Source organism: Microbacterium sp. F01 (genome assembly GCF_056156365.1).
Genome location: NZ_CM149592.1, coordinates 4,076,319 through 4,094,173 on the forward strand (window position 1 = coordinate 4,076,319; position 17,855 = coordinate 4,094,173).

17 protein-coding genes are annotated in these 17,855 nt (G+C 70.2%); 4 read left to right on the forward strand and 13 right to left on the reverse strand.

Annotated elements, in window-relative coordinates; all coding sequences use genetic code 11:
- Window positions 1-93: 93 nt before the first annotated feature.
- Window positions 94-1,335, reverse strand: coding sequence for a dual-specificity RNA methyltransferase RlmN (rlmN, locus tag ACVN90_RS18650; RefSeq protein ID WP_475099693.1), 1,242 nt, complete (start codon window positions 1,333-1,335; stop codon window positions 94-96).
- Between the two features lie 65 nt (window positions 1,336-1,400).
- Between rlmN and ACVN90_RS18655 the strand changes: the two genes are divergently transcribed.
- Window positions 1,401-2,039 (forward strand): LysE family translocator, encoded by a 639-nt coding sequence (locus tag ACVN90_RS18655; protein ID WP_475099694.1) that lies wholly within the window; start codon window positions 1,401-1,403, stop codon window positions 2,037-2,039.
- Window positions 2,039-2,920 carry an HAD family hydrolase gene (locus tag ACVN90_RS18660; protein ID WP_475099695.1) on the forward strand — a complete coding sequence of 294 codons (882 nt, stop codon included), beginning with the start codon at window positions 2,039-2,041 and terminating at the stop codon, window positions 2,918-2,920. Before ACVN90_RS18655 ends, ACVN90_RS18660 begins: the two co-directional genes overlap by 1 nt.
- Window positions 2,921-2,930: 10 nt before the next feature.
- Here the strand turns inward: ACVN90_RS18660 and ACVN90_RS18665 are convergent, their stop codons facing one another.
- The 10 genes from ACVN90_RS18665 to ACVN90_RS18710 form a co-directional block, all read right to left on the reverse strand.
- Window positions 2,931-3,935 (reverse strand): LacI family DNA-binding transcriptional regulator, encoded by a 1,005-nt coding sequence (locus ACVN90_RS18665; protein ID WP_475099696.1) that lies wholly within the window; start codon window positions 3,933-3,935, stop codon window positions 2,931-2,933.
- Between the two features lie 2 nt (window positions 3,936-3,937).
- A complete protein-coding gene (gene lacZ, locus ACVN90_RS18670) occupies window positions 3,938-6,997 on the reverse strand; it encodes a beta-galactosidase, LacZ type (RefSeq protein WP_475099697.1) in 3,060 nt (1,019 codons plus the stop codon).
- Window positions 6,994-7,803: a carbohydrate ABC transporter permease gene (locus tag ACVN90_RS18675; RefSeq protein ID WP_475099698.1), complete on the reverse strand. Its 810-nt coding sequence runs from the start codon at window positions 7,801-7,803 to the stop codon at window positions 6,994-6,996. The genes lacZ and ACVN90_RS18675 overlap by 4 nt, the downstream gene beginning before the upstream one ends.
- Window positions 7,796-8,767 carry a carbohydrate ABC transporter permease gene (locus ACVN90_RS18680; protein WP_475099699.1) on the reverse strand — a complete coding sequence of 324 codons (972 nt, stop codon included), beginning with the start codon at window positions 8,765-8,767 and terminating at the stop codon, window positions 7,796-7,798. The genes ACVN90_RS18675 and ACVN90_RS18680 overlap by 8 nt, the downstream gene beginning before the upstream one ends.
- 87 nt (window positions 8,768-8,854) lie before the next feature.
- Window positions 8,855-10,156, reverse strand: a complete 1,302-nt coding sequence (locus tag ACVN90_RS18685) for an ABC transporter substrate-binding protein (protein WP_475099700.1) — start codon at window positions 10,154-10,156, stop codon at window positions 8,855-8,857.
- Window positions 10,157-10,545: 389 nt separating this feature from the next.
- Window positions 10,546-10,932: a VOC family protein gene (locus tag ACVN90_RS18690; protein WP_475099701.1), complete on the reverse strand. Its 387-nt coding sequence runs from the start codon at window positions 10,930-10,932 to the stop codon at window positions 10,546-10,548.
- 122 nt (window positions 10,933-11,054) lie between these two features.
- Window positions 11,055-11,894 (reverse strand): SDR family oxidoreductase, encoded by an 840-nt coding sequence (locus ACVN90_RS18695; RefSeq protein WP_475099702.1) that lies wholly within the window; start codon window positions 11,892-11,894, stop codon window positions 11,055-11,057.
- 23 nt (window positions 11,895-11,917) lie between these two features.
- A complete protein-coding gene (locus ACVN90_RS18700) occupies window positions 11,918-12,694 on the reverse strand; it encodes an enoyl-CoA hydratase/isomerase family protein (RefSeq protein ID WP_475099703.1) in 777 nt (258 codons plus the stop codon).
- Between the two features lie 8 nt (window positions 12,695-12,702).
- On the reverse strand, window positions 12,703-13,464 hold the full coding sequence (locus ACVN90_RS18705; protein ID WP_475099704.1) for an SDR family NAD(P)-dependent oxidoreductase: 762 nt from the start codon (window positions 13,462-13,464) through the stop codon (window positions 12,703-12,705).
- Between the two features lie 120 nt (window positions 13,465-13,584).
- On the reverse strand, window positions 13,585-14,100 hold the full coding sequence (locus ACVN90_RS18710; protein WP_475099705.1) for a hypothetical protein: 516 nt from the start codon (window positions 14,098-14,100) through the stop codon (window positions 13,585-13,587).
- A 237-nt stretch (window positions 14,101-14,337) separates the two neighbouring features.
- Here ACVN90_RS18710 and ACVN90_RS18715 point away from each other — a divergent pair, with 237 nt between their 5' ends.
- Window positions 14,338-15,063 (forward strand): phosphotransferase, encoded by a 726-nt coding sequence (locus tag ACVN90_RS18715; RefSeq protein ID WP_475099706.1) that lies wholly within the window; start codon window positions 14,338-14,340, stop codon window positions 15,061-15,063.
- Window positions 15,060-15,566: an SRPBCC domain-containing protein gene (locus ACVN90_RS18720; RefSeq protein ID WP_475099707.1), complete on the forward strand. Its 507-nt coding sequence runs from the start codon at window positions 15,060-15,062 to the stop codon at window positions 15,564-15,566. Before ACVN90_RS18715 ends, ACVN90_RS18720 begins: the two co-directional genes overlap by 4 nt.
- A gap of 16 nt (window positions 15,567-15,582) precedes the next feature.
- Here ACVN90_RS18720 and ACVN90_RS18725 read toward each other — a convergent pair whose 3' ends face one another.
- Both ACVN90_RS18725 and ACVN90_RS18730 read right to left on the reverse strand, forming a co-directional pair.
- Window positions 15,583-16,383: an energy-coupling factor transporter transmembrane component T family protein gene (locus ACVN90_RS18725; protein WP_475099708.1), complete on the reverse strand. Its 801-nt coding sequence runs from the start codon at window positions 16,381-16,383 to the stop codon at window positions 15,583-15,585.
- Window positions 16,380-17,855, reverse strand: a complete 1,476-nt coding sequence (locus ACVN90_RS18730; RefSeq protein ID WP_475099709.1) for an ABC transporter ATP-binding protein — start codon at window positions 17,853-17,855, stop codon at window positions 16,380-16,382. Before ACVN90_RS18730 ends, ACVN90_RS18725 begins: the two co-directional genes overlap by 4 nt.

Consider the following 17,855-nt stretch of genomic DNA (forward strand, 5'->3'; position numbering starts at 1 on the left):
AGCACTGCGCCTCGGCGCCTGCGAAGTCCGGACTTCGCAGGTTCCGAGGGCCGGACGGGTGCGTTTCGCGGACGGGTGCGTTTCCCGGACCGGTCAGTCCTCCAGCGGGGTGACGGCGGCGACCGCCTCGTCCTCCTCGGTGGCGACGAGCTGGCCGCAGGCGCCGTCGATCTCCTTGCCGCGGGTGTCGCGGAGGGTGGTCGGGATGCCGGCGTCGTTGAGACGGCGGACGAACTCGTTCTGCACGGCGACCTCGGACGCGGTCCAGATCGAGCCGGGCGTCGGGTTCAGCGGGATGGGGTTCACGTGCACCCAGCCGCGGCCCCGGGCGTTGAGCTTCTCGGCGAGGAGGTCGGCGCGCCAGCCGTGGTCGTTCATGTCCTTGATGAGGGCGTACTCGATCGAGACACGGCGGCCGGTCTTGTCGAAGTAGGCACGCGCGGCGTCGAGCGCCTCATCGACCTTCCAGCGCGAGTTCACGGGGATGAGCTCGTCGCGCAGCTTGTCGTCGGGCGCGTGCAGCGAGAGGGCGAAGGTCACGGGGATGTCCTCGGCGGCGAGCTTCGTGATCGCCGGCACGAGGCCGACGGTCGAGACCGTGATGCCCCGCGCGCTCATGCCGAGGCCGTGCTGCTTGTCGGTCATCACGCGCACGGCCTGCATGACGCGCGCGTAGTTGGCGAGCGGCTCACCCATGCCCATGAAGACGATGTTCGACACCCGCTCGGCGGAGTGGTCATCTTTCTTCTTGCCGCCGAGGCCGCCGTCGGCGATCAGGCGGTTGGCCCGGACGACCTGCTCGACGATCTCGGCAGCCGACATGTTGCGCGTGAGTCCGGCCTGGCCGGTCGCGCAGAACGGGCAGTTCATGCCGCAGCCCGCCTGCGACGAGACGCACAGCGTGATGCGGCCGGGGTAGCGCATGAGCACCGACTCGACGAGCGCGCCGTCGTGCAGCTTCCACAGGAACTTGATGGTGTCGCCGCGGTCGGTCTCGAGGCGGCGCACCTCGGTGAGGAGCGCCGGCAGCATGCCGTGCACGAACTCCTCGCGCCCGTCGGCGGGGAGGTCGGTCATGTCGGCCGGATTGTGGGTCCAGTGCTGGAAGTAGTGCTTCTCGAGCTGCTTCGCGCGGAAGCCGGGGAGCCCCAGCTCCTTGACCTTCTCGACGCGCTGCTCGGGGGTGAAGTCCGCCATGTGCACGGGCGGCTTGCCGCGCTTCGGACTCGCGAACTGGAGGAGGGGACGACCCTCGGCATCCTTCTTCTGCGTCCATCCCTCGGTCGCCGGACGCACCTGCCTCGGTTTGGTCGTGCGAACAGGCGAATCGGTCATGCGTCAAGGGTACGCGGAGACGTCTGGACACAGGCCGAACCTCCCGCCCGGACTAGGCTCGGCCTGTGGTCCCCGTCGAGAACCTTCTCGCCTTCACGCTCGCCGCCCTCGTCCTGATCGTGATCCCGGGTCCGAGCGTGCTGTTCACGATCGGGCGCGCGCTCGCCCTCGGCCGCATCGGCGGGCTGCTCAGCGTTCTCGGCAACGCGCTCGGACTGCTGCCGATCATCGGCCTCGTCGCGATCGGCGTCGGCGGCATCGTGGCGCAGTCGGTCGTGCTGTTCACGATCGTCAAGGTCGCCGGAGCGCTGTACCTCATGTACCTCGGCGTGCAGGCGATACGCCACCGTCACCGGGCCGCCGCGGAGGCGAATGGCGGGGCGCTGCCCCGCTCGGCGTGGCGTCAGCTCGGCGAGGGGTTCGTCGTCGGCATCACGAACCCGAAGACGATCGCCTTCTTCGTCGCGGTGCTCCCCCAGTTCGTCAATCTGAGCGCCGGCATGGTGCCACTGCAGATGGTCGAGCTCGGACTCGTGTTCTTCGTCATCGCGCTCATCTCCGACGGCATCTGGGCGCTCATCGCGGCCGGCGCGCGCGAGTGGTTCGGGCGCTCCCCGAGGCGCATCTCCACACTGTCGGCCACCGGAGGCGGCCTCATGATCGGCCTCGGCGGCATCCTGCTCTTCACCGGGAACAAGCACTGATGACGATGGATGCTGCAGCCCAGCCCCGCCCGGATCGCCGGCGCATCATCTTCCTCGACGTCGACGGCACGATCCTCGAGCACGGCTCGCACGTGGCGCCGTCGACCGGCCGGGCCATCCGCGCGGTGCGGGAAGCCGGACACCTGGTCTACCTGAGCACCGGCAGGTCGGCCTCCGACATCCATCCGAACGTCGCCGACATCGGCTTCGACGGCGCCGTCACCAACTCGGGCGCACTCGTCGTCTCGAACGGTGAGGTGGTCCTCGACCGCCCGCTGTCGCCGGCGGCGACGGACCGCATGCTGACGGCGCTGCGAAGCCGCGGCATCCGTTACTTCCTGCAGACCCGCGATGCGGTCTACGCGTCGGACGACATGGCCGAGCTCATGCGCGACTACGCGGCTGCGCTCGAGGCGCGAGAAGCGGCGGGCGAGCGGGTACGGCCCGAGGACTCGCTCGTCGGCCTCGCGCAGCGCACGTTCCCCAGCGTCGACGAGGCGGACCTCACCCGCATCGACAAGGCCGTCTTCGTGAGCGACCACCCGGAAGGCCTCGACGAACTGCGCGCCGACCTCGGCGACGAGTTCCTCATCGTGCCGGGGAGCATGCCGCTGCCCGGCGGCTCGAACGGCGAGATCAGCGAGCGCGAGACGACGAAGGGCTCGGCGATCGAGCTGCTGCTGGCGCACCTCGGCATTGACGCGGCCGACGCGGTCGCGGTCGGCGACAGCTGGAACGACATCGAGATGTTCCAGGTGTGCGGGGTCTCGGTCGCGATGGGCAACGCCCGGCCCGAGCTCAAGGAGCTCGCCGATTTCGTCACGACGGACGTGCTCGACGACGGGATCGCGAACGCGTTCCGCCGCCTCGGGCTGATCTGACGCAGCCCGCTCAGCCGGGGATCGGCGGCGCCGTGGAGGCGCGCAGCACCAGCTCGGTCGCCAGGTCGACGTTCTCGGGCGGTGCGCCGCCCTCCATCTCGAGCGCGACGCGCAGCGACTCGCGGCCGAGCAGCCCCCAGTCCTGGCGGACGGTCGTGAGCGGCGGTGCGAACATCTCGGCTTCGTCGATGTCGTCGAATCCGAGGACGGAGACGTCCTCCGGGATCCGGAGGCCCGCCTCGATGATCGCGCGGTAGGCGCCGAGGGCCATCTGGTCGTTCGCCGCGAAGACGGCGGTGGGGCGCTCCTCGGCGAGCAGCTGCTGCATCGCCCGGTAACCCGAGCGCGGGCTCCAGTCGCCGGGCCGGGTCGCGGGAATCGCACGACCCTCGTGGGTCAGCACGTCCCGCCAGGCGTCGAGCCGGGATCCTGCGGAGAACGACCCCGGAGGTCCGGTGATGTGGTGCACCGTCTGGTGGCCGAGGTCGAGCAGGTAGCCCACGGCCTGGCGCGCGCCGACGAGCTGATCGAAATCGACGGTCGCGACGCCCTCCACGAGCGGCGGACCGAGGATCACCGCCGGCACTCCTTCGGGAAGCTGCAGCGCCTCGTCGACGCCGAACGGGGCCGGGAGGATGACGATGAGGACGTCGACCGCCATCTCGCCCAGCCGCGTGAACGCGCCGTTGGCCGCCTGCCCGGAGGAGGCGGCCAACGGCATGAGCGTCGTCGCGTAGCCGCTCTCGGCGGCCCGCTCGGAGATCTCCTCGAGCGAGCGGTGCGTGCCCACGGAATGGAGGCTGTGGTACACGACGCCGACCGTGCGGAACGACCCCCGCCGGATCGCCCGCGCCGCCGCATTGGGCCGGTAGCCCAGCTCGCGCATCTTGGCGAGGACCAGCTCGCGCTTCTCGGGCGCCACATTGGGCTCGCCGTTCGCGACGCGCGAGACCGTCTGCACCGAAACGCCGACGGCCTGGGCCACGTCCCGCAGCGAGGTGCGGCGCTCCTGCACTCTCAGATCCCTCGGAATGCGAAGTCGAACACGAGGTCGCCGGTGGTGGGGAGGTGGTACTTCGCCAGGGTGCGCGCACCCCACGCGTCGTCGCCGCCCACGCCGCGCCGCATGAGCGCCGGCCGCAGCACGGTGCGGTGGATCGGCGGCAGCTCGGTGTGGTGCAGGGCGTTCTCCACTTCGTCGGGCGTCCACGGCAGTGCCGAGAACTCCATGCCCCCGGCGGATTCGACGCGGAGGCCGGCTCCCCTGCCGTCGGTGACCTCGGCCCACCGCACGCCGGTGCGGCTTCCCGCCTCCTGCGGACGCAGATAGGAGGTGAGCTCCGTCGTCACGTCGCGATCGTACACGCCGAGGCGTGCCCCACCGCGGCGGTCGACGTAGCACTCCTCGGGCCCGTCGCCGTACCAGCGCAGCCGGCGGAACTCCGGCAGCGTGGCGAGCAGCATCCCGAACTCGGGCAGGCTCGGCAGGCCCTCGACCAGGTGCAGGGTCTGCGACACCTCGACGCGGCCGGAGCCGTCGACGCGGTACGACACGTCGCACGTCGTCGCCGGCCGGGTGGGCAGCTCGTACTCGTACGTCACCGTCACCGCGGTGTCGTCCTGCTCGACCCGCGTGCGGGTGAGCGGATCGCGCACGCGCCCGTAGCGGCTGGCGAGCAGCCACTGGCCGTCCTCGAAGGGCGCCTCCCACCCTCGCTCGTTCGACGTCGGAGCGTGCCAGAAGTGCGGCCGCGGCATTCCCTTGAGAAGCTCCCGCCCGCCGTCCGACGTCATGCCGCAGCGGTAGGAGGTGAGCCCGCCGTAGAGCGTCGAGAACAGCGCGCTGAATCCGGGACCGCGCACCCCGATGTTGTGCGCGCCGCGGATGAGCTCGGGCGCCGGCGCCGTGACCCGCGCGGGGGGTGCTCCGACCCGGACGACCCGCTGCTCGTACGCGATCTCGTGGCCCTCCGGGGCCCACGCCGTCGCCGCCCGCAGGCGGAACGACACGTCGATCGCGTACTCCCCGGGCTCGGAGGGAACCGCGAGCGGAAGGGCGACGCGACCGGTGTCGCCGGCGACGATGTCGGTGTCGACCTCTTCGGTGCGCAGCATCCGTCCCTCGCGAGACAGTGTCACGACGCAGCGGTACGCGGCGCTCGACGTCGACAGGAGGCGGTTGTGCACCGTGAAGCCGTCGTCGTCGATGCGGATCTTGAAGCCCTGGTAGAGGTAGGCGACCTCCTGGAGCTTGGGCGTCGGCGAGTGGTCGGTGAAGAAGATGCCGTTGCCGCAGAACTCGGCGTCGTTCGGGGCGTCGCCGAAGTCGCCGCCGTAGCCGTAATACTCCTTGCCGTACCGGTCCGTCAGGGCGATCGCCTGGTCGGCGAAGTCCCAGATGAACCCGCCCTGGAACAGCGGCTCACGGTAGGCCAGCTCGATGTACTCATCGACGGCGCCGAACGAGTTGCCCATCGCGTGGGCGTACTCGCACAGGATGAACGGCTTGTCGCGGCGGTGGCGCAGGTACTCCTCCACCTCCGCGGCGGGCGTGTACATCTGACTCGCGACGTCGGTGGTCTCTTCGTAGCGCGGATCCCAGAACACGCCCTCGTAGTGCACCGGGCGGCTGTCGACCTCGCGGAACCACGCGGCGACGTCGCGCAGATCGGTGCCGCCGAACGACTCGTTGCCGCACGACCACATCACGACGCTCGGGTGGTTCTTGTCGCGCTCGTACATGCTCGCGGCGCGATCGAGGAGGGCGGGCAGCCACTCCGGCCGGTCGCCGGGGACCGCCTCTTCGATCGGCGCGCCGAGCTTGCGGACGCGATCCCACACACCGTGGCTCTCGAGGTTCATCTCGTCGATGACCATGAGCCCGTGCCGGTCCGCGAGCTCGTAGAACGGTGTGCTGTTGGGGTAGTGGCTGGTGCGAACGGCATTGACGCCGACGGCCTTGAGGGCGAGCAGATCCGCCTCGATCTCGGCCGCGGTCTGCACGCGCCCGGCCAGGCCGAACTCGTGCCGGTTCACACCGAAGAACACCACGCGTCGCCCGTTGAGCTTGAGCAGCCCGTCCTCGATCGCGAAGCGGCGCACGCCGACGTGCTGCACGATGACCTCGACGACTTCGCCCGCGGCTCCCCGCACCTCGAGCTCGATCTCGTACAGCCACGGATCCTCGGGGCTCCACAGCCGCGGATTCTCGAGACGGATGCTGAAGCCGCCGTCGCCGCGATCCTCGAGGTCGCCGACCCCGGCGAGGCGGGCCGTGACGCTCCCCTGCCCTCGCAGATCGGCACGAAGCCCGATGTCGGCGATCGTGCCGTCTGCGGCGAGGTCGACGTCGACGCGGAGGTCCTCGACGTGCGCGGCCGGACGCCGGTAGACGACCACGTCGCGGAACAGGCCGGAGAACCGGAAGAAGTCCTGGTCCTCGAGCCACGAGCCGCTGGAGAACTTGAACACCTGCGCGGCGAGCTTGTTCTCCCCCTCGACCAGCGCATCGGTCACATCGAACTCCGACGGCGTGAAGCTGTCGGTGGCGTACCCGAGGTAGCGCCCGTTGAGCCAGACCGCGATCGCGCTCTCGGCGCCCAGGAAGCTGATGCTCACCGTCTCGCCGTCCTCGACCGGCCGGTCGAGGACGAAGGTCTTCACGTACGACGCGACCGGGTTGTAGCGCTCGGGGACCTCGCCCGGCTCGATCTGCTCGACCCCGTCCCACGGGTACTGCACGTTGACGTACTGCGGGCGGTCATAGCCGTGGAGCTGGATGTGCGCGGGCACCGGGATGTCGTCCCAGCTCTCGCAGTCGTATCCCGGATGGAAGAAACCGGTCGGGGCCGACGACGGGTTCTTCGCGTAGTGGATCTTCCAGCGGCCGCTGAGCGACTGCTCGTACCCGCTCACGCCGCCGGCCGCCTCGGCCGCGGTGCGGAACCACCGGTGGTCGGAGTGGGCCGGCCGCCGGTTCTCCTGCACGAACCGAGGATCGGCGATCCGGGTGGCGTCGAACATCGCGCTCTCCTCTCCGAGATTCTCAGCCTGGATGTCGATGATGTCGAGAGTCACTTGACCGCCCCCGTGATGCCCTGCGCGAACTGCCGCTGCAGGAGGAAGAACACGATCATCGTCGGCAGCGACGACAGCAGCACGGCGAGCATCAGCACGCCGTAGTCGGTCACGTACCCGGCGCTGATGTTCGCGGTGAGCATCGGCATCGTCAGCACGCTGTTGTTGACGAGGATCACCTTCGGCCACAGGAAGTTGTTCCACGCCATCATGAACGTGATGACGGCGGCGGCCGCGAAGGTCGACTTCATCGTCGGGACGTAGATCCGCGCGAAGATCGACAGCTCGCTCAGCCCGTCGATGCGCGCCGCCTCGATGATCTCGTGCGGGAACGAGCGAGACGCCTGTCGGAACAGCAGGATGAGGAACGGCGTCGAGATCATCGGGATGACCACCGCCCACAGCGAGTTCACCATCCCGACCCGGGCGAACAGCTGGAACAGCGGGATCATCGTCGCGGCGAACGGGATCATCATCGCGAGCAGCAGGATCGCCATGACGGCGTCCTTGCCCTTGGAGTGATAGACCTCGAAGCCGTAGCCGGCGATCGAGCACACCGTCAGCGCGAGGATCGTCGTGCCCACAGCGATGAGGAACGAGTTCGTCATCGCGCCCACGACATCCTGCGTCGAGAAGAGCACGGCGATGTTCTCGAAGAGAGCGGTGCCCGGGAGCATCCGTGAAGAGAGCACGTCCTTGCTGGTGTTCGTGGCCGATACGGCCATGAAGTAGAGCGGGAAGACGGAGAACGGGGCCCAGATCGCCAGCAGGGCGTATCCGGGAAGGCTGCGGAGCTTGTTAATCACGCTTGTCACCGATCTTCATCTGGATGAACGAGAGGATGGCGACGAGCATGAGGATCACGTACGAGATCGCCGCGGCGTAGCCGAAGTTGGGGTTCTTCTGGAACGACACCTCGTAGAGGTAGTGCGCCATCGACATGGTCTGGTGGGCGGGTCCGCCCTGGGTCAGCGCCCATGACTCGTCGAACATCTGCAGCGTCCCGTTGATCGACAGGATCGCCGTGAGCACGATCATGGGCTTCAGCTGCGGCACGGTGACGTACCAGAACGTCTGGAACCCGTTCGCGCCGTCCATGCGCGCGGCCTCGATGCTGGACTGGTCGATGTTCTGCAGGGCTGCGAGATAGAAGACCATGTTGTAGCCGGTCCAGCGCCAGAGGAGTCCCAGGATGATCACGAGCCGGGCGGTCTCGGGCTGCCCGAGCCAGTTGATCGGACTGCCGATGGCGCCGAGCGACATCAGCGCGTCGTTCACGAACCCGTCATTGGCGAAGAGGGTGCGGAACACCAGCGAGTACGACACCAGCGACACCGCGCAGGGCAGGAAGATCGCCGTGCGCCACAGCGCCTTGAACCGCAGCCTGGGGTTGTTCAGGAGGTTCGCCAGCACGAGCGCCAGCGTCAGCATGATCGGCACCTGGATGATCAGGTAGATGAACGTGTTCGTCAGCGTGAGGCGGAAGATGTCGTCGTTCAGCAGGCGCTCGTAGTTGTACCAGAGCGGGTCGGCGAACTCGAGCCTCGTGCCGCGTCCCGTCTGCAGCGACAGGACGAATGCCTGCGCCATCGGGATGAAGCTCATGAAGAGGATGAGCAGCGCGGCGGGAAGCAGGAACCCCCAGCCGGTGAGGCTGCGGCGGCGGGCGTTGTTCAGCCACGGCTTGCGGTCGCCGATGTAGTTGTTGAGCGGCGGCGGCTGGTTGCGCCTGCCCTGAGTCTTGGTGCGGGTCTTCACGTCGGAGGCCACGGCGTCGTCTCTTTCCTCGGGCGGTCAGGGCCACGGTTCCGGTCCGGCGGGGCGGGGTTCACCGCCCCGCCGGACCGTCTCACGTGGTTACTCCATCGCGAACTCGACGTTGGCCTGCGCCTCTTCGAGAGCCGTCTGCGTGTCGGTGCCGCCCATGATCTGCGTCATGGCCGTGCTCACCGCGTCGCGGGCCTCGTAGTAGTACGCGCCAGTGTTGTTCGACGGCACCTCGGGGCCGAACTTCACCACGTCGGCGAAGATCGGCTGGCCGCCGAAGAACGCGATCGGCTCGTTGTACACGTCGCTGTCGCCCGCGGGGATCCAGTTCGCGACCGCGCCGGCCTTCGGCAGGATCGTGTCGTACAGCTCCGTCGAGCCGGCGAAGGTCGCGGCGAGGAAGTCCGACGCCAGGTCGACGTCGGCGGTGGACGAGATCGCCCACGAGGAGCCGCCGTTGGCCGAGTAGTTCGTCGCACCCGAGACGCCGTCGAGCTTGGGGAGGTTGGTGACGGCCCACTTGCCGTCCTGGTCCTCGGCGGTCTGGATCGAGCCGACGATCCACACGCCGTTGATCGTGCCGCCGACCGTGCCGTTCACCAGCGTGCCGATGTACTCGTCCCACGAGTTCACCTCGACGAGCACGCCTGCCTCGACCAACTGCGTGTAGACGTCGATGGCCGTCTCGAGCGCCTCGTTGTCGACGATCGTGGGGTTGCCCTCGTCGTCGAACAGGCTGGCGCCGGCCGACTGCAGCATCATCATCGGGATGTCGGCGGAGCCGGCCTGGCCCGACAGCAGCGGCTGCCCGGTCTTGGCGAGCACGTCCTTGCCGATCGTGAGGTACTCGTCCCACGTGATGTCGGTGAAGTCGTCGACGGTGTAGCCCGCCTCCTCGAGCACGTCGGTGCGGAGGGCGGTGATGGCGGTGCCGGCGTCGAAGGGAACGCCGTAGTTGATGTCGTCGATGGTCGAGTAGTCCACCACCGACTTGGGGAACTCCGAGAAGTCGATGTCGGAATCGGTGAAGTCCGAGAACAGATCGGGGTAGTTCAGCCCGTTCTTCTGGAATGCGTTGTTCTGCATGAGGAAGATGTCGGGCAGCTCGCCGAACGCCTGCGACTGGGCGATCGTGGTCAGCTTCGTCTGCAGGTCGTCCCAGGGCACCTCGACGATCTCGAGCTCGAAGTCCGGGTGGTCCTCCTGGTAGACCTTCTCGGCCTCCTCCATCGCGTAGATGTTGAACGCGGGGTCCCAGGTCCAGACGGTGAGCGTGTTGTCGCCGTCGCCCTCGCCGGAACCGCCGCCCGAGCTGCTGCAGGACGTCAGGGTCAGTGCGAGGGGCACGGCGAGCACGAGGGCTCCCGCGGTCAGCTTCGTGAAGCGCTTCATGGGATTGCAGATCCTTCCGTGGATTCCGTGACGCCGAAGCGGTGCCCCGGCGGCGACACACCGCTCGTGGTGCCGTGCAGCGTGTGGGCGGATCAGCCGTCGGCACGTCGAGACGCGCGACGAATCGAACAGAGAGACTCCCGGAAGATCTCGGCGATGCGACGTCGCATCGTTGCGCTCTCCGGTGAGCACGCCGTCCTCTGATTCCGAAGGAAAGCTAACACTGGTAACGTCACCACGCCAGTGTTTTAGCGGATTCTCACTTTTTGAGAATCATCCTCGCGAACGCCGTCGAGCACCGTCGCCGACGGCGCCTTCGGCGTGCATGCCGAAGGCGCGGAGGGGGACGGATGCTGCGGCGCCGGCGTCGCAGCCGCGCGCCGGGCCGGTCAGCTCTCGGCTGCGGGGGCCTCGGCGCCGAGGTTCACGAGATTGCCGGCGGGGTCGCGCACCTGCGCGACACGCTCGCCCCACGGCATGTCGGCGGGCGCCTGGATCGGGTGGCCGCCGGCAGCCACCCAGGCCGCGTAGGCACGGTCGACGTCGTCGACGTAGAACCACAGCCCGACCCGCTCGCCCACACCGGGCGGCAGCGCGTCCTCGTCACGGCCGATCCCGAGGGAGACCCCGTCGATCTTCAGCGACACGTAGGCGTCGGCGCCGTGCTCGTCGGGGAACCGGTAGTCCACGGTCCCGCCGAGCGCTCGCTCGTAGAACCTCACGAGCTCGGGAAGTTCGCGGGTCAGCAGGATCGGGAACAGGCTCCGCACCGCCATGAGCCCCACGCTACGCCGCCGTGCCTCCACGAGACAGGGGATCCTCGCCGAGACCGAGGGCGACGTCCCCGGTTCGACGGCGAATCCCCGGACTCGGCGAGACCGGGGATCCGCGGGGCACGTCAGTCCAGGAAGATGTCGGGGAACAGCGCCGAATCCGGGGTGCCGGGAACCGCGGCGTAGCCCGAGAAGTCGGTCACGCCGGCGGCCTCGAGCACGTCCTCGACGATGAGCGTCTGGCCGGTGTACTCGCGCGCGGGCTTCGTGAAGATCTCGTATGCGGCGTCGGCGTAGATCTCCGGCGTGCGGCTGACCTTCATCATGCGGTCGCCGCCCAGGGCGAACTGCACGGCGGCGGTCGCGATGGTGGTGCGCGGCCACAGGGTGTTCGCGGCGATGCCCGCCTCTGCGAACTCCGCGGCGATCCCCAGCGTCGCCATCGTCATCCCGTACTTGGCGAGCGTGTACCCGGTGTGGCCGCCGAGCCATTTCGGCGACAGGTTGAGCGGCGGCGAGAGCGAGAGGATGTGCGGGTTCGCAGCATCCTTCAGGATCGGCACCGCGGCGCGCGAGAGCATGAACGTGCCGCGCACGTTGACGTCCTGCATGAGGTCGTACTTCTTGGCGTCGAGGTCGAGCGAGCGCGACAGATCGATGACCGAGGCGTTGTTCACGACGATGTCGATGCCGCCGAACTCGCCCTCGGTCTTCAGCACGGCCTCGGTGACGTCGTCGTCGTTGCGCACGTCGCCGACGATCGGCAGCGCGTTGCCTCCGGCCGCGCGGATCTCTTCGGCCGCCGAGTGCACGGTCCCCTCCAGTTTGGGGTGGGGCGTGTCGGTCTTGGCGAGCAGCGCGATGTTGGCTCCGTCGCGCGCCGCGCGCAGCGCGATCGCGAGGCCGATGCCGCGGCTGCCGCCCGACATCAGGATGGTCTTGCCGGCGAGAAGCTTGTCGCTCATCGGGGTCTCCTCGGGTCAGGAAGTCAGGATCGGGATTTGGCGGATGCCGCGGCGAAGGCCGCGACGCGGGCTTTCGCCTCGTCGGTGTCGAAGCGGGCGCCGATCGAGCGCGCCTCGTCGTCGAGGTTCTCGTCGAACGGGCGCCCGGCGCCGGTGCGGACGAGGCGCTTGGCCTGCCCGAACGCGCCTGTCGCGTTGTCGAGCCAGAACCGCGCCACCGCCTCGGCGCGCGAGGCGACCTCCGCGGCCGGGACGACCTCGGTCACCAGCCCCCAGTCGAGCGCCGTCGGGGCGTCGATGGTGAGGTCCTGCAGCAGGAGCTGCAGCGCGCGGCGCTGGCCGACCGCGGCCGGCAGCAGCGTCGAGACCCCGAGGTCGGGGGTGAGCCCGATGTTCGCGTACTTGCTGACGAACTTGGAGTGCTCCGACGCGACGATGTAGTCGGCGGTGAGCATCAGTCCGAGCCCGCCTCCCGCGACGGCGCCCTGGACCGCGGCGACGATCGGCTTGTCCGACTCGACGAACGTCCGGATGCCGTCGTGGATCGTGTGCGCGGCTTCGGTGACGTCGGCACCCGAGGCGCCCGACGTCGCCATCTCGAGCACGTCGCCGCCGGCGCAGAAGGCCGGGCCCGCAGCATCCAGGATGATGGCCCCCACCGACGCGTCGGACGTGAGCTCGTGCGCGACGTCGCGCCAGCGGGCACCCATCTCGAAGCCCATCGCGTTGAGGAACGCCGGCCGGTTGAAGGTCACGCGCGCGAGGGCGCCGTCGCGGGTGACGAGGATCGAGTCGCTCACGTTTCTCCTTACTTCGATGCCATGCGAATGGCGCCGTCGAGGCGGATGGTCTCGCCGTTGAGGTAGCCGTTGTCGACGATCGACATGACCAGGCGCGCGTACTCGTCGGGCTTTCCGAGGCGCTGCGGGTACGGCACCTGCTCGCCGAGCGAGTCCTGTGCGGCCTGCGGCAGGCCCATCAGCATGGGGGTCTCCATGATGCCGGGGGCGATCGTCACGACGCGGATGCCGTAGCGCGCGAGCTCGCGGGCGATCGGCAGGGTCATGGCGTGAACGCCGCCCTTCGACGCCGAGTACGCGGGCTGCCCGATCTGGCCGTCGAACGCGGCGACGCTCGCTGTGTTCACGATGACGCCGCGGTCACCGTCGGGGGTGGGCTCGGTCTTCGCGATGGCGGCGGACGCCTGTGAGATGACGTTGTAGGTGCCGACGAGGTTCACGCGGACGATCCGCTCGAAGCCCTCGAGCGGCGACGGGTTGCCCTCGCGGTCGAGCACCTTGGCTGGCGGGGCGATCCCGGCGCAGTTCACGACGACACGCAGGGGGCCGGATGCTGCGGCCGTGGCGACTGCGGCAGCCACCTGTTCCGGGCTCGTGACGTCGGCGGGCGCGAACGATCCCCCGAGCTCTGCGGCGATGTCGGCGCCCGCCGAGGCCGGCAGGTCGACGATCGTGACTGTCGCGCCCGCGGCGGCCAGACGCCGCGCCGTGGCGAGGCCGAGTCCGCTCGCGCCACCGGTGACGAGCGCCGCGGTGCCCGTGAGGTCCATGGATTCTCCTTCGAAGTCCTGATTCTGCGGAACCGCGTATCAGCATACGCGGGACTCAGTCCCACCGCTCACCAGCCGGCGGCGCCGCGGGACCAGGCTAACGGGCGCGCGCCGGGGCCGTCACGGCCCGAACTGCGGACCGATGCGCGTGAGGGCGGTGATGCGGTCGATCAGCTCGGCGGGCCGCGCGAGGAGCAGGCGCGCCTCGCCGCGCGCGGTCAGGTACTCCACCAGCCTCGTCGTCGCCTGCGCGTCGCCGCGACGATAGCCCGAGAGGTAGTGCTGAGTGGCGCGCCACTCCAGGCGCTGGCCGTCGAGCGTCGTGATCACGACGAGGAAGGTCGGCGTCTCGGCCGCCTCGCCGGCTTCGAAGCCGCCGGCCACGCCACCGAGCAGCGCCGCCGCCATGTCGGAGACCGCGGGATACGGCCACCAGGTCGCGGGCGGATCCACCGCGACCGAGTGCACCTGCGTCCATGGCACGAACTGCGACCGGGGCTCACCGATGTGGCGCGAGAGCCCGTCGGGCGAGAGCCGCACGTGCCGCGCCGCGGTGTCGCCGATCGCGACCGCCGGCTCTTCGCCCTCGAGCGCCGTGAGGGGTCCTCGGCGGCGGGTGGCGCGCGTGGTGGGCATGCCCCCATCCCACCACGCCGGTGGTGCCCGCCGGGGCAGACGAGTCCCGCTGGCCCCGCCCGTGGTGCGGTCCAGGAACCGCATCCACCCGGCGACCACAACCCTGCGAAGTCCGGACTTCGCAGGTAGGCGCGACCCCGATCGGGAGGAGCCCGTCCAGGAAACGCGTCCATCCGGCGACCACAACCCTGCGAAGTCCGGACTTCGCGCCGCGCCGACGCACGAGAGGATGGGCGGGTGACGATTCCGGTCGACGAGGTCGCGGTCCCTGAGACCGTCGCGCGGCTCGCGCGCGGCGCGGAGCTCACCCCGGTCTGGGCCAACGAACTCGGCGGCCTCACCTTCCGCACCGACGACGGCCGGTACCTCAAGTACGGGCCCCGCAACGCCGAGACGTCGTTCGCGGGCGAGGCGGAGCGGCTGGGCTGGGCGGCCGCGTACACCGCAGTGCCGCGGGTGCTCGAGGCCGGGGGCGACGGGAGCCACGAATGGATGGTGACGGCCGCTCTCCCGGGCCTGTCGGCGGTGGACCCGCGATGGATCACGGATCCCGCCACCGCTGTCCGCGCGGTCGGCCGGGGTCTGCGCGCACTGCACGACGCCCTGCCGGTCGACGAGTGCCCCTTCGACTGGGGCGTGCCCGGGCGGATCGCGAACGCGGCGGGACGCGGCATCCGTGTTCCCGAAGCATTCCTCGATGCACCGCCGGTCGACCGGCTCGTCGTGTGCCACGGCGACGCGTGCTGCCCCAACACGCTGATCGGCGACGACGGCCGGTGGAGCGGACACGTGGACCTCGGCGCGCTGGGCGTCGCCGACCGCTGGGCGGACATCGCCGTGGCGTCGATGTCGACGGCGTGGAACTATGGCGAGGGATGGGAGGACGCCCTCATCGAGGCGTACGGGATCGACCCGGATCGCGAGCGCCTGTCGTACTACCGAGAGCTGTGGAACGCGACATGACCGACATCACCGGCAACGTGTGCGACATCGACGGCAAGCCGAACCTCGTGATCCTGCGGCGCTTCCACGCGACTGCCGACGAGGTGTGGCGCGAGCTCACCGACTCCGCGCGGCTCGAGCGCTGGATCGGCCGCTGGGAGGGCGATCCGGCAAGCGGGCACGTCACGTTCTTCATGACGGCGGAGGATCTGGATGCTGCGGGTGAGGAGTACACGATCCTCGAGTGCGATCGCCCCCGGCGTTTCGCCGGCGACACCTCGGCAGGGTCCGGTGCGTGGCACGTGTGGTTCGAGCTGGCGCAGGAGGAGCACGGCGACACCGTGCTCACGTTCGGGCAGCGACTGAACCCCGAGGACGAGGTCGGCTCGATCGGCCCCGGCTGGGAGTACTACCTCGATCGGCTGGTGGCGGCGCAGGCCGGGGTCGACGTCGCCACCGTGAAGTGGGACGACTACTTCCCCGCGCTGCAGCCCGGCTACGAGCGCCTCGTCGCCGGCGGCTGACCCGGGCCTCGCGCGCTCAGGACCAGACGAACCGGAAGGTGCCCGCCGCCACCGCGGCGCCGATCGCGAGCGCCATGATCGCGATGCCGCCCAGCAGCGCGACGGCATCACGCGGGTGCAGGCGCGACGGCCGCGCCCACGTGCGCGGGATGCCGGAGCCGAAGCCGCGCGCCTCCATCGCCATCGCGAGCTTGGTGCCGCGGCGCACCGCGAACACGAGCAGCACGAACGCCATCGAGAAGAACCGGCGGATCGCGCCCGAGTCGCCGACGCCGCGCGCGCGACGGGCGAGGCTCATGCTGCGCCAGTCGTCGAGGAAGAGCCCCAGCGTGCGGGTGCCCGCGAGCACGCCGAGCACGAACCGCGAGGGCAGCTTCGCGACCTGTGCCAGCGCGTCGGCGAGTTCGGTGGGATCCGTGCGGCCGAAGAGCAGGATCGTCGGCAGCGCGAGCGCGACCACGCGCAGGCACACCGCGACGGCCAGGGCGATCGAGTCGTCGCTGATCGTCGCGTACCAGAACGACCAGTAGACCGTGCCACCCGGCTCCGCGTACAGCAGCATGCTCACACCCGCGACCGGCGCGAAGACCAGGATGGGCAGCATCCGTTTCAGCACCGTCACGATCGCCAAGCCGGTCAGTGGGATGCAGGCGAGCTGGAGCACGATCGCCACGAGGGCGCTGGTGGCGTCGATCGAAGCGAAGAGCGGCACCGACAGCAACAGGGCCAGCGCGACCTTGGTGACGGGGTTGACACCGTCGAGCCACGCCCGCGGCGCGGCCTCGACGTCGGCGGCGCGCGCGTCGACGGCGGTCACGATCCCACCCCCGCGTGCTGGGGTGCGCCGAGCTCGATGCGGTGGCCGCCGAGGTGGTGCAGCACGTCCTCGTCGTGGGTCACGGCGACGACCGTCGTGCCTGCGGCGATCTCGGACTGCAGCAGCTGCACGAGCTCGATCCAGCCGCGGCGGTCCTGACCGAAGGTCGGCTCGTCGAGCACGATCACCGGCGGCGCGTCGGCGAGCACGGTCGCGACCGAGAGCCGGCGCTTCTGTCCGCCCGACAGCGTGAACGGGTTCGCGGCGGCGAGCGGCGCGAGATGCAGCCGCTCGAGCAGCTCGTCGACGATCTGGTCGACGGCGGCCGGGTCGACGCCGCGCGACCGCGGCCCGATACCCAGCTCGCCCCGCACCGTCGACGCGAGGAATTGGTGCTCGGGCTCCTGGAACACGGTGCCGATGCGTGTGAGCAGCTCGCGCGACGTCCACCTCGAGGGCCGGCGGCCCGAGCGGCCGGCCAGCTCCGGGGCCGCCTCGACGCGGCCCGCCGCCTCAGGGAGCAGCCCCGCGAGCGTCAGCGCGAGCGTCGACTTGCCGGCGCCGTTGGGCCCGGTGATCACGGTCGCCGCGGCCCGTGGGACGGCGAGGTCGAGCCCCGCGCGCACGATCGAGCGGCTGTCACGGGAGATCGAGAGAGCGGATGCCGCCACCGCCGCCGGCGCGTCGGCCGGCGCTGCCGCGAGCACGGGCAGGTCGACCGGGCGGCCCGGCACCCACACCCCCGCGGCGGCGAGCGCGGCGCCGTGGCGCGCGAACACGTCGGCCGGCGTGCCGTCGGCGAGGAGCCCGCCGTCGGCGCCGACCACGATGACGCGGTCCATGAGGTCGGCCCACACCGCTGTGCGGTGCTCGATCACGACGAGGGTCGCGCCGGTCTCGCGGACCGCGCGCTCGACGGCGTCGCGCACCTCGCGGACGCCGTCCGGGTCGAGGTTGGCGGTGGGCTCGTCGAGCAGCAGCACGCCGGGCCGCATCGCGAGCACGCCGGCGAGCGAGAGCCGCTGCTTCTGCCCGCCCGAGAGCGCCTTCGTCGCACGGGCGAGGGGCACATCGAGCCCGACGGCGTCGAGTGCCTCGGCCACGCGGGAGGGGATCTCGGATGCCGGAACGCCGAGGTTCTCGCAGCCGAACGCCACGTCGTCGCCGACCTTCGACAGCACAACGCCGGCGTCGGGGTCCTGCAGCACGAGCCCGACGCGGCCGCGGTGGGCTTCGGCCCGCTCGCCGTCGATGAGGAGCGAGCCGGTCTCGTCGCCCTCGTCGGCGCCGCCGAGGAGGCCCGCCATCCCGGCGAGGAGCGTGGACTTGCCCGCGCCCGATGCTCCGAGCAGGAGCACGCGCTGACCGGGCTCGATCGTGAACGAGACGTCGTGGACGGCTGGCGCCCGCCGCCCGCCGTAGCGCCAGCCCCAGCCCGCCGCCGTGATGCGTGCCGGGTGGGTCGCCCTCAC

Coding starts and splice junctions, on each gene's coding strand:
- rlmN (WP_475099693.1), bottom strand. CDS start 1,335: ATGACCGATTCGCCTGTTCGCACGACCAAACCGAGGCAGGTGCGTCCG.
- ACVN90_RS18660 (WP_475099695.1), top strand. CDS start 2,039: ATGACGATGGATGCTGCAGCCCAGCCCCGCCCGGATCGCCGGCGCATC.
- ACVN90_RS18685 (WP_475099700.1), bottom strand. CDS start 10,156: ATGAAGCGCTTCACGAAGCTGACCGCGGGAGCCCTCGTGCTCGCCGTG.
- ACVN90_RS18690 (WP_475099701.1), bottom strand. CDS start 10,932: ATGGCGGTGCGGAGCCTGTTCCCGATCCTGCTGACCCGCGAACTTCCC.
- ACVN90_RS18695 (WP_475099702.1), bottom strand. CDS start 11,894: ATGAGCGACAAGCTTCTCGCCGGCAAGACCATCCTGATGTCGGGCGGC.
- ACVN90_RS18705 (WP_475099704.1), bottom strand. CDS start 13,464: ATGGACCTCACGGGCACCGCGGCGCTCGTCACCGGTGGCGCGAGCGGA.
- ACVN90_RS18710 (WP_475099705.1), bottom strand. CDS start 14,100: ATGCCCACCACGCGCGCCACCCGCCGCCGAGGACCCCTCACGGCGCTC.
- ACVN90_RS18720 (WP_475099707.1), top strand. CDS start 15,060: ATGACCGACATCACCGGCAACGTGTGCGACATCGACGGCAAGCCGAAC.